Here is a 16,090-nt window from a genome sequence, read left to right on the forward strand (position 1 = left end):
TAAGCAAGATCAGGGTCGTCCCTCAAGCCAGATTATGGTTGGGGGACGGCTTTTTGTTAACTTTTGAGACTACTATACGGCAGACGGTAAACACCGCAAAAAATGACCATTAACTCAAGCAAAATGGCGAGCAACCGGTGTGTTTTTCCAGTACAATCGGTTGTAGGCGGAAATTGTACATTTTTTCGGGGGAAATTCTTTAGTCTGCGCATAGGAAAGCTTAATCGGGGCTTGTACAATAACACTAGCGATTGTAAACGCTTGCTTTCATTCCAGAGGAGGGTATGATGCAATCCATGAATGTGCGGAATCCCGTTATTGCCGGGTATTATCCGGACCCCAGTGTGGTCCGTGTGAATGAAGATTTCTATCTGATTAACAGCACCTTTGAATATTTTCCGGGTGTGCCTGTCTTCCACAGCAGGGACCTGATCGAGTGGACCCCGATAGGGCATGTGCTGACCCGCCAGTCCCAGCTGGATCTGCGGACCACCAAGAGCTCGTCAGGCATCTACGCCGCCACCATCCGTTATCATGACGGGCGATTCTACATGATTACTACAGATGTCAGAGGCATAGGCAATTTCTATGTGACTGCGGACAAGCCTGAGGGGCCCTGGTCTGATCCGATTCTGCTGCCGCACGGGGGCATTGATCCGTCCCTGTTCTTCGATGATGACGGGCGCACCTATGTTACGGTGCAGAACGGTGCAGGCTATGAGTCGCACATTATCCAGTATGAGATTGATCCGCTGTCCGGGGAAGTGCTGTCGGAGCCGGTTAACATCTGGAGCGGCGATGACGGCCCGTGGGTCGAAGGCCCGCATCTGTACAAGATCAAGGGCGTCTACTACCTGATGACCGCCTCCGGCGGCACGGCGGGCGATCACCGGGAGATTATTGCCCGCAGCAGCAGCCCTTACGGCCCGTTCGAGGACAAGCTGGAGCCGATCCTGACCCACCGGGGACTGAAGGATCACCCGGTACAATGCCTTGGACATGCCGATCTGGTGGAGGATACGTCCGGGCAGTGGTGGGCCGTCTTCCTGGGCATGCGCCCGGTGGAAGGCCGGTATTCCCCGCTGGGCCGGGAGACCTTCCTGGCTCCGGTCACCTGGACGGAGGACGGCTGGCCGATGATTGACAATAATGAAGGCACCGTCATAGCCGCGGACGAGTCCAGCCTGGAGGAACAGGTGCGGCGCTTTACGCCAGAGGACGGCTTCGGGCCGGAGTGGGCCTTCCTCCGCGCTTATGAAGCGGAACGGTATTCCTGGACCGAGCGCGAAGGCAGTCTGACCGTGCGCGGGAATGCCTACACGCTGGACGATGAAGCGCCCGCCGTGTTCGCGTGCCTCCGCCAGCAGCACCACCGGATGGAGACAGGCGTCAGCCTTGACTTCACGCCGGTGACCGAAGGCGAGCATGCCGGACTGGCTGCGCGGCTTAACAACCGCGGATATCTTTTCTGGGGACTTACTTGCCGCAGCGGCCGCCGGGTGATGGAGCTTGTAGTGAAGAACGGCGAGGAGCGGCAGGTTCACCAGTATGAGGTAAGCGGTGAAGGTGCCGTTCAGCTTCGCCTCCGCTGCGACGGCTATCACTACCACTGCTCCTATTCGGCAGATGGGGTGTCCTGGCATGAAGTCCCGGAGACGGTTCATGTATCGGTCCTGTCCCCGGAGGTCAACGGCGGCTTCACCGGTGTCTGCCTCGGCGTACATGCCTCGGGCAACGGTACAGAGAATGCCAGCCCTGCTTACTATGAAGGATTCTATTATTCCAATATCAAAGGAGATGCCTTATGAATCAGCAACAACCACCTAAGCCTAACCAACCGATCGTAACTCACATCTATACAGCGGATCCGTCCGCCCATGTCTATGAAGGCAAAATCTATATCTATCCTTCCCACGATCTGGATCATGACGAGCCGAGCAATGATAACGGTGACCAGTATAAAATGGAAGATTACCATGTTCTCTCGATGGACAGCTTCGATTCTCCGGTGGTCGATCACGGCGAAGCGCTGCATGTGAGAGATATTCCATGGGCCTCCAAGCAGCTCTGGGCTCCAGATGCCGCATATAAGAACAACACCTACTATCTGTTCTTCCCGGCCCGCGACCATGACGGCATCTTCCGTCTTGGTGTGGCAACGTCGGAGTCTCCCGCAGGCCCGTTCTCCCCGCAGCCGAATTATATGGAAGGCAGCTTCAGTATTGACCCGGCCGTGCTGGTAGATGACGACAACCAGGCGTATATCTACTTCGGCGGACTCTGGGGCGGCCAGCTGGAGAAGTGGCAGACCGGCAGCTTCGTGCCGGATGCGGAAGGACCGGCTGCCGACCAGCCGGCGCTTGGACCGCAAGTTGCGCTGCTTAGCGACGATATGCTGTCCTTCCAGGGCAAGCCTGCTGAGATCTCGATTGTCGATGAAGACGGGAATCCGATTCTGGCCGGGGATGAGGAGCGCAGATATTTTGAAGGCCCATGGATGCACAAATATAACGGCGATTACTACCTGTCCTACTCAACAGGAACCACGCATAAGCTCGTGTATGCGATCGGCAAGAATCCGATGGGACCGTTCACGTTCAAGGGCGAGATTCTGTCTCCGGTCATCGGCTGGACGACTCACCACTCCATTGTGCAAGTGGAAGACAAATGGTATCTGTTCTATCACGACAGCTCCCTCTCTGAAGGCGTCAACCACAAGCGCTGCGTGAAATACACCGAGCTGAAGTACAACGCCGACGGCACGATCCAGAGTATCAATCCTTATCCGGATGCGGAGTAAGCTGGCGGATAGATTAATGAAGGTAAGTAACATATGAGGTAACCATGAAGCAGTTCCTAGAGGGGCTGCTTTTTGGCGTGGCAAGGATGCGTGAGGGCCGAATGTATGCGAAAAACCGAACGCATGTGCTGGTGCGGGGCGCTCGGGCTGAATGTATACGAAAAAGCGAACACATTGGACAGGTGCGGGTGCGAGTGGGTCGGATGTGTGCGAAAAACCGAATACAATGTGCTGGCAAGGGGCGTTTCGGCCGGATGTATGTGAAAAACCGAACACATTGGGCAGGCGCGGGTGCTTTTGGCGTGAGGAGATGTTGGTCGGGTTAGGCTATATCGGAAACAGTTGGATTTTCTCCACTTGCTGCTCGAGGAATGGAGGGTTCAAGAATAATAATTGGAAAAACGTCACTTAATTCCTACTAATTCTCCCATAACAGCAAAAGTGCCAATTTTAGTTGTTGTTTTTCCACTTGTTTTCTGGCATCTGTCCGAAATCGGAAAATTAAGATACGTTACTCCACTTGCTTCCGGCAAGTACTAAGGCTGGAGGGTGGGAGTATGAGCAGATCGCAGGGGAAGAGGTGTAGAGTAGCAATCAGCAGAGCCAGCAGCCAATAGAGTAACTAGACAGCAGAGCCAGCCACCACCAGAGCCAACTCCCAATAACTCATTAAGCAGACGCCCACCACACTTCCGCGCCTGCACCACTATATTTTTCCTTTAATTTGACTAGTGAATCTTTAATTTGACTTCTATTAAATTGGGTTTGAGCTGCTATATAGTAAACTTGGATGAACAATAAATAGGAGGATGATGGAATTTATTGTTAATTAGTAAGTTGCGAGTAGTTAGTGTGATGATTTCGATGGTTAAGAAGTCGGTTATTATGAATGCGTTCTCATCAATCTGAAGAATGAGGAGAGTGAACAATGGTAGCTACATCCCGGACACACAGAATTCGTAAGCTGACTTCAGCGGTATTAGGTACAGCGCTGCTGGTGACCTTACTGCCGCAGACAGCCATGGCCGGAGACACCTGGCCGTTCAAAGGTGAAAGCGCACACGGTGCGAATCAGCCCAGCGTACACGGCTATACCAGCCAGCACATTGCGGACTGGAGTCCGCAGAGAGATCAGGACGCGGCGCTGCTGCGCTCCAGGGTGCCGTTGCAGCAGCGGATTGCACCTTTCCAGCAGACTCAGGCCAATCCGGCGCTGAATCCGGCGGTGCAGATGATGAATGTTGCGGGCGATTATGGCAATGCTTTTATCGAGAATGCCCCGTACACCAACAAGTTCGCCCAGTACCACTTCAACTTCTGGCAGTACATTGACTATTATTCCTACTGGCACGGAACAGCGACAGCGTATACACCGCCGGAATATTACGACGATCTGGCCCAGTCTGACTGGCAGCAGAAATGGTTCGAGTTCGGCATGCTGAACATTCCGAATCCTACCTATACCGATGCCGCGCATAAGAATGGGGTTATGTCGCTGGCCGGAGTGTTCTTCTCGAACAATGACCGGGGGCAGCAGACCTATAAGCAGATGATCGTGAAGGACGCGAGCGGGAAGTTCCCGGTAGCCGAGAAAATGATTGAAATGGCCGAATACTTCGGGTATGACGGGTACTTCCTGAATCAGGAGGAGCAGAATCCGAATGTGGCGACAGCGGATATTCCCGATTATATTGCTTTTATGAAAGCGCTACAGGATGGCGGGCTGTATGTGCAGTGGTATGATTCTCTGAATACCGCCACAGGAGCCAATGTCTTCGCCAGAACCTTCAATAACAACAATATCTCTATGCTCTATGATAAAGCGGCCAACAAACAGGTATCGAATTCGTTTTTCTTCGATTATGGCATGGGCAGCTCGCAGATTACCTCGGCGGCGAATTACTTGAATACCTTCAATGCGGCCCAGGGGACGAGCTACAATCTCTTTGAGACCGGCTTCGCGGGGCTGGAAGCCGGGCGCGACCGCTTCAAGAGTGTGCAAGGCTCAGCCTTGAGCAGCAAGCTGGCCGGGGGAATTCCACGGACCAGCCTGGCGACACTGGGCGCGGATTTTGTCCATGCCGGTCTGGATGAGGATATGAATCAGTCCTGGCCGGTCTCGAACCGCACGGATAACAAATACCAATGGATGACGAACCTGCGCGAGCAGCTATGGTGGTCAGGACCACGGGTAAATCCGAAGAATACAGCCGTGTCTTCCAATAATACGGTGGCCGATGTGTATGCCGATAACCGCTACTGGCCGGGGATCGCTTCGGTCATTGCCGAGCGCTCGGTAGTGAAGGATGCCAACTTCTATACCAGCTTCAATACCGGCCATGGCCTCTCCTATTACAAGGATGGAGCGGTATCCAGCGTAGCGGAGTGGTCCAATATGAGCCTTCAGGATGTTCCGGTCACCTGGCAATGGTGGCAGGATACTACAGGCAACCGCCTGAACGTGGACTTCGATTATGGTCCGGGTTATGACCAGACCGCCAATTCGCGTATGAATTACCAGCAGCTTGGCGGTTACAACGGCGGCAGCTCTCTGGCGGTGAGCGGGAATCTGAACAGCGAGAACTTCCTGCGTCTCTACAAGAGCGAGCTTGCCGTGAAGGCTGGTTCTAAGCTGTCCATCGTCTACAACAAGCCGTCTGCCGATGATGGCTCTGTCCTGAGTGCCGGACTGATCTTCCGTGACCAGCCTGCCCAGGTAGTGAAGGTTCCTGTTGCAAATAGCGGGAAGCATACCACGGGCTGGACCACAGCTGAGCTTAATCTTGGTGCTTATGCCGGCCGGGAGATCGCAGCCTTCGGCCTGGTGTTCACCCCTGGAGCCACTCCACCAGCCAATTACCAGATGAATATCGGCCAGCTGCGGGTTCATGACGGCTCGGCAGTCCGGCCTGCGGCTCCAGCCGGTCTCTCCATAGCGCAGGCGCTGCCGGGCACGGATGAGATGATCGTGAAGTGGAGTATGGACACCGATTATTCCAAGGTGAAGCAATACAATGTCTACGTGAATGATATCTATGTGGGCGGGAAGTATGATGAGACTTTCTATATCAAGAAGCTTCCGGCCAAATCCGGCGTGCTGAAGGTGGCGGCAGTAGGTGCAGACGGGCTGGAGGGCGATGCGGCCACGCTGTCCTTCGACCTGAATGCTGCGGTATCCAAGGTGACCGCCGAATCCGCTGCGAATGGGGACTTCCTGGTGAAGTGGACGAATCCCGCCGCCGCTCAGGGCAGTATCAAGGTTACGGTGAAATCCGTGAACTGGACTACCACGCCACAGCCGGTATCGAAGGAATTGACCGTGCCGCAGGGTGCGGCATCAGCGCTGTTCCAGAATATGCCCGTTAACGGAGATGAGTATACGGTTACCGTTCAAGCCGGAAATACCGATAAAATAACCTATAACGGAACGTTCACCGATAAGGTGTCCGAGCCTTATGCAGAGAACTGGTCCTGGAACGGCAATACGCTGAACCTGCCGATGCCAAGCACCCGGGATTGGCGGTATATGTACATTAATGAAGACGGCCAGAACCGTTCATTCCCGGTTACCTATCTGTCCGGTGCTGCGGGCATGAAGCCGATGATTATCCGCGGCCGCACAACCAAAGCTGCGTTAGGCTTCACCTCTACCGCAGCAACAGTTACCGTGGTCATGGAGGATTACAGCGGCAACAAGTCGCAGCCTGTATACCTTAAAGGCCAACCAACGCCGTAAGGCGCGGGTAGGGAATAGGTACCGCCCATTCTGCACAACATACACAAAGCGCTCACCCTCTGGCACAATTAGCAGGGGGGGAGCGCTTCTTGTGTATCCCGGCTAGCCGCGCCTGCAAGGCTATCAACTATGTTAGGAGGTGAATCATGCGAAGCCTTTCGCTGTACCGCAAGTATTTTAAAGACAATATGTTCCTGCGCTTCACGCTGATCGTGTCCTGTATCTTCATAGCCACCATTATCGCCTTCTCTTATCTGGTGCTGCTGTTAATCTCGGATTCGGCGGTGCAGCGCCAGATGGACATCCAGCGCAAGAGTATGGAGAGCATCAGCAATTATGTGGAGAACAAATATCAATCCGTTCAGGATATGCTCCGTGATGTGTACAGGGACGCGAGTCTGGCCAGTAATACGACCTTCCTGCTGGAGAATCCCTTAAGCGATTATATCGAGCACCGGCTGGACCGCTTTCTGCTGGGGGAACAGTCTACCTCGAACGCCATCCAGTATTTCCAGAACAAGATTGACGATGATCCCGATATCCGCGGCCTGATCCTGTACAGCGCCAACCAGCAGGTCATGTATTATTACGACAACCGCAGGCAGTTCGAGCGAATCTCGACCAATGCGGCGCATTCCTTCATCCCCGATTCGATGGTTCTGGGTGAGGAGAGTGTCGTCTCTGTTCCGAATATCTGGGTGCTGAAAAGTATAGGGATGCCGACAGCCCCAATGTTCTCTGTGAAAATACCTATCAACAATAAGTCCTCGCTGCTCAATATCGGCCAGCTGCTGGTCTACTTCGACTCCGAGGCGATCTGGCAGGCCATGAATAACTATAAGCAGGATTTCAAAGGCGACATCCTCGTGCTCTCCGCCCAGAATGAAGTCATCTTCGATTCCTCGGGTAAGGGGTACGGCCGGAAGCTGCCGAAGCTGAAAGGGATTAACGCCGGCGAGGAGGTTACAGTGGATGGAATGGTTGTCACCAGCCAGACGCAGAGCCAGGCCGGGTATACGGTAGTCAGTATGATCTCCAAAAAGGAGCTGGCCGAGACCTACAGTAGTGCACAGAGCACCATTGTATCCATCGCCCTCGTCTGTATTCTGTTTGCCGTGCTGCTGCCGGCGATGTTCATTTCTAATTTTGCCAAACGGACCCACCGCATTATCCGCTTCACCCGCAAAGTCAAGAACGGGGATCTGAACACCCGGATTGTGGACGGTAAGGAAGATGAATTAGGCCAGATTGCCAAAAGCTTCAACAGCATGCTGGATGAACTGAACCAGTATATCGACCAGGTCTATAAGGCGGAAATCAAACAGAAGCATACGGAGATCGCTACGCTGGAGGCCAGGGTGAATCCGCATTTTCTGTATAATACATTAGAGGTTATCCGGATGCGGGCGATTTCGAGCGGGGCAAAGGATGTGGGGGAAATGATCTACAGCCTGTCCATGCTGTTCAAGTCGTACGTCCGTCCGAAGCTGAAATATACGTTCAAGGATGAGCTGGAGGCCTGCCGTCTGTATCTGGAATTATTCCGTATCCGCTATAAGGACAGGTTCGCATACACCATCGAATGCAGTCCAGAGCTGGAAGAGCTTCCTGTGCTCAAAATGTCGCTGCAGCCGGTCATTGAGAACTATGTTCTGCACGGCATGCGGACAGGTCAGACTGATAATGTGATCCGTATTGTGATCACAACAGAGCCGGAGAATATCCGCGCGGTTGTTACGGATAACGGCAAAGGGATCGCGGAGGAGCGGCTGGCCCGGCTCCGCGGGGTGCTGGAGGATCACGGCGAATTGGCCGGGTCCGAGTCGTTCGGGCTGCGCAGTATTCATGAGCGGCTGAGACTGATGTACGGCAAGTCTTACGGTGTAGAGCTGGAGAGTGAGGAGGGCAGCGGAACAGTGGTTACGATTACTTTTCCATACCCGCTGAAGGAGGAGAACACAGATGTATAAGGTGTTTATTGTGGATGATGAGCCGTTCATTCTTAGCGGCCTGCAGGATATATTGGACTGGGAGGAGCTGGGCCTCACGATTGTGGGGCAGGCGGAGAACGGGCAGGAAGCGCTGGAGCAGCTGCGGGAGATTCCCGCTGATATTCTGATTACCGATATCTCCATGCCGGTGATGACCGGCCTTGAGCTGATCCGCGCAGTCCGGGAATTCCGCCCTGATCTCAAGGTGGTGGTGCTGAGCGGCTTCGATGAATTCATGTATGTGAAGGAAGGCTTGGCGCTCGGGATCGAGAATTATCTGCTGAAGCCGATTAATCTGGAGGAATTCCAGCAGACGCTGGAGACGATTGTGGAGAAGCTGAACGTCTCCAGGCTGGATATGCAGTGGTGGGAATATACGAATTCCGTACTGAAGGATAATGTGCTGCTGCGCTGGCTGCGGGGGCAGATTGATCCGCAGGAGCGCTCCGAACGGCTGAATCTGATCGGCCTGCCGCTCACAAGCCGTTATGTGCAGGTTGCCCTGCTGCAGGTAGAGCCGGCAACGGATACCTTCAGGAAGAGGGTATCCGATCTGGCAGAGGCAGAGGCTTCGTTCTTCATGTTCTGGGATTCGGACAATGATCTGGTGCTGATACATAACTATGAAGAAGCCTCCGCCGGAGCTGCGGAGATGGCGTTCATGCTGGAGGAGATTGCCGGCTTATGCACCGGCGGTGAGAAGCTGCGCGCAGCAGTGGGCTCGCCTGTCTACGGGGTAGACGCCGCTCCCGCAAGCTACGAGCAGGCGAAGCAGGCACAGGAGTTCCTGGAGATTCACCCGGAGCGCAGCATTATCTATTATGAGCAGCTGAGGGACCGGAAGGAGGATCTGCAATCAGTCCTGCCTGAGGACTGGAGCGATTACGCCAAGCTCATTATGTCCAAGAATGTGGCCGGGCTGTCGGAGCAGCTGGAGCTATATTTTGCGGCCCCGAGTATGGAAGGGTTAACGCCAGCGATGCTGGAGGAGATCTCGCTGGAATGGATGCTGTTCTTCCGGGTGCTGATCAAGGATATCCGCAGTGAAACGGAGCGTGAGTCTATTGCCGATGGCTTGACGGCGATCCGCCGGGCGAATTCGCTGCCCGCACTGTCCGCTGCGCTCCGGCAGACCTCGGCTGGCATCATCGGGATGCTGGACCGGGAGCTGAAGAGCCCGGTGGTGAATCAGGTGCTGAATTATATCGCGAAATCGTATAGTGAGGATCTGTCGCTGAAGAAGCTGGGCTTCATGTTCAACATTCATCCGGTGTATCTGGGACAGCTGTTTCACAAGACGACCGGCGAATCCTTTGCGGAATATATGAACCGCTACCGGATCGATAAGGCCAAGGAACAGCTTCGCACGACGAACCTGAAGGTGCATGAAATCGCAAGAAGCGTGGGATACTGGGAAATGGGATACTTCTACAAGCAGTTCAAGAAATATGTCGGGATCTCCCCGACAGAGTTCAAGGGGCTCCTTTGAAGGCGGCTCTTTTTGAAAAGAAAAGAAATTATATGTTAGGTACGGAGTTATTTTTCTTTATTTCATACCTGAAAAACTATAGTTTCTCTTCTATTTGAAACTGCTTTCATCTTATAAAGTTAAGGTATAGCCCAAGGAAACCAGCAGCCGGAAATGCCCGGCGGGCCTGAATTTTCCGGACAGCTAATTAAAAGGGGGTACGGCAAATGAGTAAGAAAAAGAAACACTTCTCCTTGTTGTTGACAACGCTTTTAACCGTTTCACTGGCGCTAACGGCGTGCGGGGGAAACAGTAAGAACAATGCAGGCGGGGAAGCAGCTTCGGGCGGCAACAAAGCCTCGGAGAATACCGAAAAGCCAGTGGAACTGATCTGGTATACGATCGGGCCGCCGCAGAAGGATATGGACAAGGTCCTCACAGAAGTCAATAAATACACACTTGAAAAAATCAACGCCACACTCGATATCAAAATGCTCGACTTCGGGGACTACACGCAAAAAATGCAGGTTATGGCGGCTTCCGGTGAGCCTATGGATATCCTGTTCACCTCCTCATGGGCCTTCGATTATGTGCAGAATGCACGTAAGGGCGCCTTCCTGCAGCTCGATGATCTGCTGAAGAATCAGGGCAAGGGCATTGTGGATACCATTGATCCGGCCTTCCTGGAAGGCTCCAAGGTAGACGGTCATAACTATGCAATTCCTGCGAACAAAGAGCTTCCGGCCCAAGAAGTCTTCCGCTTCAACAAAGAACTGCTCGACAAATACAAGCTGGATCTGACCAGCGTGAAGACAATGGCGGATCTTGAGCCGCTGCTCAAAACGATTAAGGAAAACGAGCCTGGAGTAACTCCTTACGCAATGGTGAAGGACTTCATGCCGATTATGCCTTTTGACTATGTGATCGAGAAGATGCCGATGGCTGTCTATATGGACACCAAGGACTACAAAGTGGTCAACATCCTGGAAACACCTGAGATTAAGGAAGCGCTTAAGACCGTCCGCAAATTCTATCAGGCGGGTTACATCTCCCCTGAAGTAGCGACTACCTCATCGGTAGATGATTTGTACAAAGCCGGCAAATGGTTCACTGACCGTGCATCCACCCAGCCGATGGCCGACAATCTGTGGTCCGCAAGCTACGGGTATCCGGTGGTATCGACACCAGCCAGCCAGCCTTATATCTACAACTGGTCCGTAATGGGCTCCATGCAGGCGATCTCGGCTAACTCCGAGTACCCTGAGAAAGCGATGGAATTCCTGAACCTGCTGAACACAGATCCTAAGCTGCGCAACATGATTGACTCCGGGATCGAGGGTGTACATTACGAGAAAATCAGCGACAACATGATCAAGAACCTGCCGGATGCGAAGAACTACGACATGCCGACATTCTCCCTGGGTAACATCATGATCAACTATCTGAATGAAGGCGACCCTGAGAACAAATGGGAAGAATTCAAGAAGTTCAATGATGCCGGTATCAACGCACCGCTGCTCGGCTTCAACTTCGATACGTCCAAGGTGACGAATGAAATCGCCGCTGTTCAGAACGTGAAGGAAGAATTCTGGGCACCGCTGATGACCGGATCTGTAGATTCGGAAGAGTACCTGACCAAGGCTAACGAGAAGCTGAAAGCTGCCGGTCTGGATAAAATTATTGCTGAAGCTCAAACGCAGATCGACGCCTGGAAAGCAGCGAATAATAAGTAGCATTCTATTAGAGGATCGGGCGGGTGATTAGACTTTGCCCGATCTTTTTGTATCAACGGAAGAAGAATTTTCCGGCATAGGAGGAACTAGAAGTATGGGGAAAATAGGAAAGTCCGCCAAGGATATATTGAGAAACAAAGTGCTGCTGTTTATGGTTCTGCCGGGCACACTGTGGTTTTTATTCTTCTCTTACCTGCCGATGGTGGGTACGGTTATTGCGTTTAAGGAGTACCGCTTCAGCCGGGATGGCTTCTGGGCCAGCATCATCAACAGTAAGTGGGTCGGCTGGGATAATTTCAAGTTCCTGTTCAGCACCAATGATGCCTATCTGATCACACGCAATACTCTTTTGTATAACATAGCCTTCATTGGCCTGGGCCTGATTCTGTCCGTGCTGATGGCGGTGGTGCTGTCCGAGATTGCCAATAAAAAGCTAGCCAAGTTCTATCAGACAGGCATGTTCCTGCCGTACTTTCTGTCCTGGGTCGTTGTAGGATACTTCGCGTTCAGCTTCCTTAGCTCGGAGCGGGGGCTGCTTAATGCCATGTTCGGCAGCAATATCTCCTGGTACTCGGAATCGAAATACTGGCCGTTCATTATTATATTCGTCTTTCTATGGAAGGCCGTCGGCTATAACAGCGTGGTCTATCTCGCCGCAATTATGGGCATAGACAAGTCCCTGTACGAAGCCGCGATGATCGACGGAGCCAGCAAGCTCCAGCAGATCCGCAGCATCACGCTGCCGATGCTGAAGCCGATCATTATCATTATGACGCTGCTTGCGATCGGGAAGATTTTCTATGCCGACTTCGGGCTGTTCTATCAGGTGCCGAGAGATTCGGGGACGCTCTACAGTGTGACCAACGTAATCGATACTTATGTATACCGTGGACTTAAGACTACCGGCGAGATCGGAATGAGTACGGCTGCGGGCTTGTATCAATCAGTGGTCGGGTTCGTGCTGGTTCTTACCTCTAATTACATCGTGCGCAAATTCGATAAGGACAGTGCATTATTCTAGGGAAAATGAAGGAAAGTGAGGTCATCCAAATGTCTGCTAATGCTGCGAAATCGCGCGATTTCCATCGGCTGTCGCCGGTGCTCAACACCATCTTCAACTGTATCGCCGGAGGCTTTGCCATCCTGTGTATCTTCCCGTTCCTGTTCGTTGTCCTCATCTCGTTCACGGACGAAGGGGCGCTTGCGCGGGACGGCTACCGGTTAATCCCGGCCAAATGGAGTCTGGAAGCCTACAAATATGTATTTAGCTCAGGGGACACGCTGCTCCGTTCTTACGGAGTGACCATTGCGGTAACGGTCATTGGTACAATTGTCAGCCTGCTGATTATTTCACTTTATGCCTATGCCATTTCACGTAAAAGCTTCAAATACCGCAATTTCTTCGCGTTTTTTTCCTTCTTCACCATGCTGTTCAACGGCGGGCTGGTGCCGACCTATATTGTGGTAACACAGATGCTGGGCCTGAAAGACAGCATTTGGGCGCTGGTGCTGCCGCTGGCGGTGAATGCTTTTTACATTATGATTCTGCGTACCTTCTATATTACCAGTGTGCCGGATGCGCTGATCGAATCGGCCAAAATCGACGGCGCCGGAGAGTTCCGCACCTTCCTGAAAATCGTGCTGCCGCTGTCCTTGCCGGGCCTCGCTACGATCGGGCTGTTCAGCACGCTCGGGTACTGGAACGACTGGTTCAATGCCCTGCTCTATATTGATAATCCGAATCTGGTGCCGCTGCAGTCCATGCTGATGCGCATTGAGACCAGTATGCAGTTCATTCTGCAGAATTCGCAGAACAGTTCATTAAGCCTGGAGGCACTCCGCAACATGCCGCAGGATACCTCGCGTATGGCGATGGTGGTGCTGGCAACCGGACCGATTATTTTCGCGTATCCGTTCTTCCAGCGTTACTTCATTCAGGGTCTTACGGTCGGGGCTGTTAAGGAGTAGGCAAGTCCAAATGTTCACCGCAGTGACGACCAAGCTTCGAATCCAAATCTTAAATATATTTTATATAGATCATAAGGAGAGAGGGTGGAGCCAGGATGTTATATAGAGACCGTACACAGCCCGTCAAGGAGCGGACGAAGCATCTGCTCGGGCTGATGACGCCGGAAGAGAAGGTCGGTCAGCTGGTGCAGCTGTTCGGGTGGCAGACCTATGATCATACAGATGGAACGATTGAATTGACGGAAGACTTCAAACGCCAGATCCGCGAAGGCGGGGTAGGCGCATTATACGGAACCCTGCGGGCCGATCCCTGGACAGGAGTTACGCTGGAGAGCGGACTGGATGCACGGGCCGGAGCAGAGGCTGTGAATTCGATTCAGCGTTATGCGCTGGAGCATTCGAGGCTGGGTATTCCGCTATTAATTGGTGAGGAATGCTCGCATGGGCATATGGCCATCGGGGCCACAGTATTCCCGGTTCCGCTGCTGATCGGCAGCACCTGGAATGTGGACCTCTACAGGGAGATGTCCCGGGCGGTCGCGCGCGAGACCCGTGCTCAGGGCGGCGCTGTAACCTATTCCCCGGTGCTGGATGTGGTACGTGATCCGCGCTGGGGCCGGACCGAGGAATGCTTCGGAGAAGATCCGTATCTCATCGGCGAATATGCCGTAGCGTCTGTGGAAGGACTACAGGGCGATCGGCTTGACAGCGCGTCCAGTGTGGGGGCAACCCTCAAGCACTTCGTAGCCTATGGCAGCTCGGAGGGCGGCCGCAATGCCGGTCCGGCGCATATCGGCAAGCGGGAGCTGCTGGAAGTCGATATGTACCCGTTCCGCAAAGCGGTGGAAGCCGGTGCGGTCTCCATCATGCCGGCCTATAACGAGATTGACGGCGTGCCTTGCACCACGAACCGGGAGCTGCTGGAAGAGATTCTGCGAGGCGAATGGGGCTTCCAGGGCATGGTCATCACCGATTGCGGCGCGATCGATATGCTGGCCTCGGGCCATGATACAGCGGACAGCGGGGAGGAAGCAGCCGTACAGGCACTCACCGCCGGGATTGATATGGAGATGTCCGGCGTGATGTTCGGCGGATATCTGCTGGAGGCGCTGCGCTCCGGGCGGCTGGATGAGAAGTTGGTGGACCAGGCGGCAGCGCGTGTGCTGGAGCTGAAGTTCCGGCTGGGCCTGTTTGAACAGCCATATGCCGATCCCGATGTGGCAGAGCAAGTAATCGGCAGCGCAGAGCATGCGGAGCTGGCGCGGAGTGTTGCAGCAGAGGGAATTGTGCTGCTGAAGAATAACGGAGTGCTTCCCTTGTCTGCGGCCCATGGAAAGGTTGCGGTAATCGGGCCGAACGCAGACATCGGCTACAATCAGCTCGGCGATTACACCTCGCCGCAGCCGCGTGACCGGGTGACAACGGTGCTGGCCGGGATACGGGCCAAGCTTGCCGCACAGCCGGAGCGTGTAGCTTATGCGCCGGGCTGCCGGATCAAAGACAGCTCCACCGAGGGCTTCGAGCTTGCGCGTAAGGTAGCAGCCGAAGCGGATATCATTGTGCTTGCCCTGGGCGGGTCAAGTGCCCGTGACTTCGGCGAAGGCAGCATAGATCTGCGGACTGGAGCCTCCAAGGTGACGGAGAATGCGCTTAGTGATATGGACTGCGGCGAAGGCATCGACCGGATGTCGCTTCATCTGTCCGGTGTTCAGCTGGAGCTGATGAAAGAGCTGAAGGCGCTTGGCAAGCCGGTCGTCGTCGTGTATATCAACGGGCGTCCCATTGCCGAGCCTTGGATTGACGAGCAGGCGGATGCCATTCTGGAAGCCTGGTATCCGGGGCAGGAAGGCGGCCACGCCATTGCCGACATTCTGTTCGGTGATGTCAATCCGTCCGGCAGGCTGACTCTCTCCCTCCCTGAGGATGTAGGACAGCTGCCAGTATATTACTTAGGCAAACGTTCCCGGGGAGTACGCTATCTGGAAGGGAATTCGCAGCCGCGTTATCCGTTCGGCTTCGGACTCAGCTACACCGAATTCAGCTATAGCGGACTCCAGGTCGAGCCGGCAGTAATCACAGCAGATGGGACAGCTGAGGTTACAGTGGAAGTAGAGAATACAGGCTCCCGCAGCGGTGCGGAGGTCGTGCAATTATATATTTCCGATCTGGTCAGTAAGGTGACGAGACCGGCCAAGGAACTCAAGGGCTTCCGCAAGATCGCACTGGAGCCGGGCGAGAAGCAGATGGTGACCTTCACGCTGAGTGCAGAGCATCTGAGCTACATCGGGCCGGAGTATACATCAGTAGTCGAGCCGGGAAGCTTCCGCATCGGCGTCGGCAGGAACGTGAACGACACGCTGAATATAGATCTTACGGTCATGGAGGATTAGAGAT

General features: G+C 53.8%; 9 protein-coding genes. All 9 read left to right on the forward strand.

The features are described 5' to 3' along the window. The first annotated feature begins 284 nt into the window (after positions 1-284). The 9 genes from MHH78_RS12210 (at position 285) to MHH78_RS12250 (ending at position 16,086) form a co-directional block, all read left to right on the forward strand. The gene (locus MHH78_RS12210) at positions 285-1,808 is read left to right on the forward strand and encodes a glycoside hydrolase family 43 protein (RefSeq protein WP_341167548.1); all 1,524 of its coding nucleotides are present in this window, start codon (positions 285-287) and stop codon (positions 1,806-1,808) included. Further along, positions 1,805-2,800, forward strand: a complete 996-nt coding sequence (locus tag MHH78_RS12215) for a glycoside hydrolase family 43 protein (RefSeq protein WP_340951203.1) — start codon at positions 1,805-1,807, stop codon at positions 2,798-2,800. The genes MHH78_RS12210 and MHH78_RS12215 overlap by 4 nt, the downstream gene beginning before the upstream one ends. Before the next feature lie 928 nt (positions 2,801-3,728). Next, positions 3,729-6,536, forward strand: a complete 2,808-nt coding sequence (locus MHH78_RS12220; RefSeq protein WP_341167549.1) for an endo-beta-N-acetylglucosaminidase — start codon at positions 3,729-3,731, stop codon at positions 6,534-6,536. 146 nt (positions 6,537-6,682) lie between these two features. Then, positions 6,683-8,506 carry a cache domain-containing sensor histidine kinase gene (locus MHH78_RS12225; RefSeq protein WP_341167550.1) on the forward strand — a complete coding sequence of 608 codons (1,824 nt, stop codon included), beginning with the start codon at positions 6,683-6,685 and terminating at the stop codon, positions 8,504-8,506. After that, a complete protein-coding gene (locus tag MHH78_RS12230) occupies positions 8,499-10,016 on the forward strand; it encodes a response regulator transcription factor (RefSeq protein ID WP_341167551.1) in 1,518 nt (505 codons plus the stop codon). Before MHH78_RS12225 ends, MHH78_RS12230 begins: the two co-directional genes overlap by 8 nt. 206 nt (positions 10,017-10,222) lie before the next feature. Continuing rightward, positions 10,223-11,728, forward strand: coding sequence for an ABC transporter substrate-binding protein (locus MHH78_RS12235; protein WP_076084390.1), 1,506 nt, complete (start codon positions 10,223-10,225; stop codon positions 11,726-11,728). A 94-nt stretch (positions 11,729-11,822) separates the two neighbouring features. Further along, a complete protein-coding gene (locus MHH78_RS12240; RefSeq protein ID WP_076084393.1) occupies positions 11,823-12,749 on the forward strand; it encodes an ABC transporter permease in 927 nt (308 codons plus the stop codon). Positions 12,750-12,778: 29 nt separating this feature from the next. Then, positions 12,779-13,696, forward strand: coding sequence for a carbohydrate ABC transporter permease (locus MHH78_RS12245; RefSeq protein WP_036731568.1), 918 nt, complete (start codon positions 12,779-12,781; stop codon positions 13,694-13,696). Positions 13,697-13,791: 95 nt separating this feature from the next. Further along, entirely contained in the window at positions 13,792-16,086 is a 2,295-nt protein-coding gene (locus tag MHH78_RS12250) for a glycoside hydrolase family 3 N-terminal domain-containing protein (protein ID WP_341167552.1), read from the forward strand. The last annotated feature ends 4 nt before the right edge of the window (positions 16,087-16,090 follow it).

The sequence above is a fragment of the Paenibacillus sp. FSL H3-0333 genome (assembly GCF_038002805.1).
GTDB classification, from domain to species: domain Bacteria; phylum Bacillota; class Bacilli; order Paenibacillales; family Paenibacillaceae; genus Paenibacillus_AQ; species Paenibacillus_AQ silagei.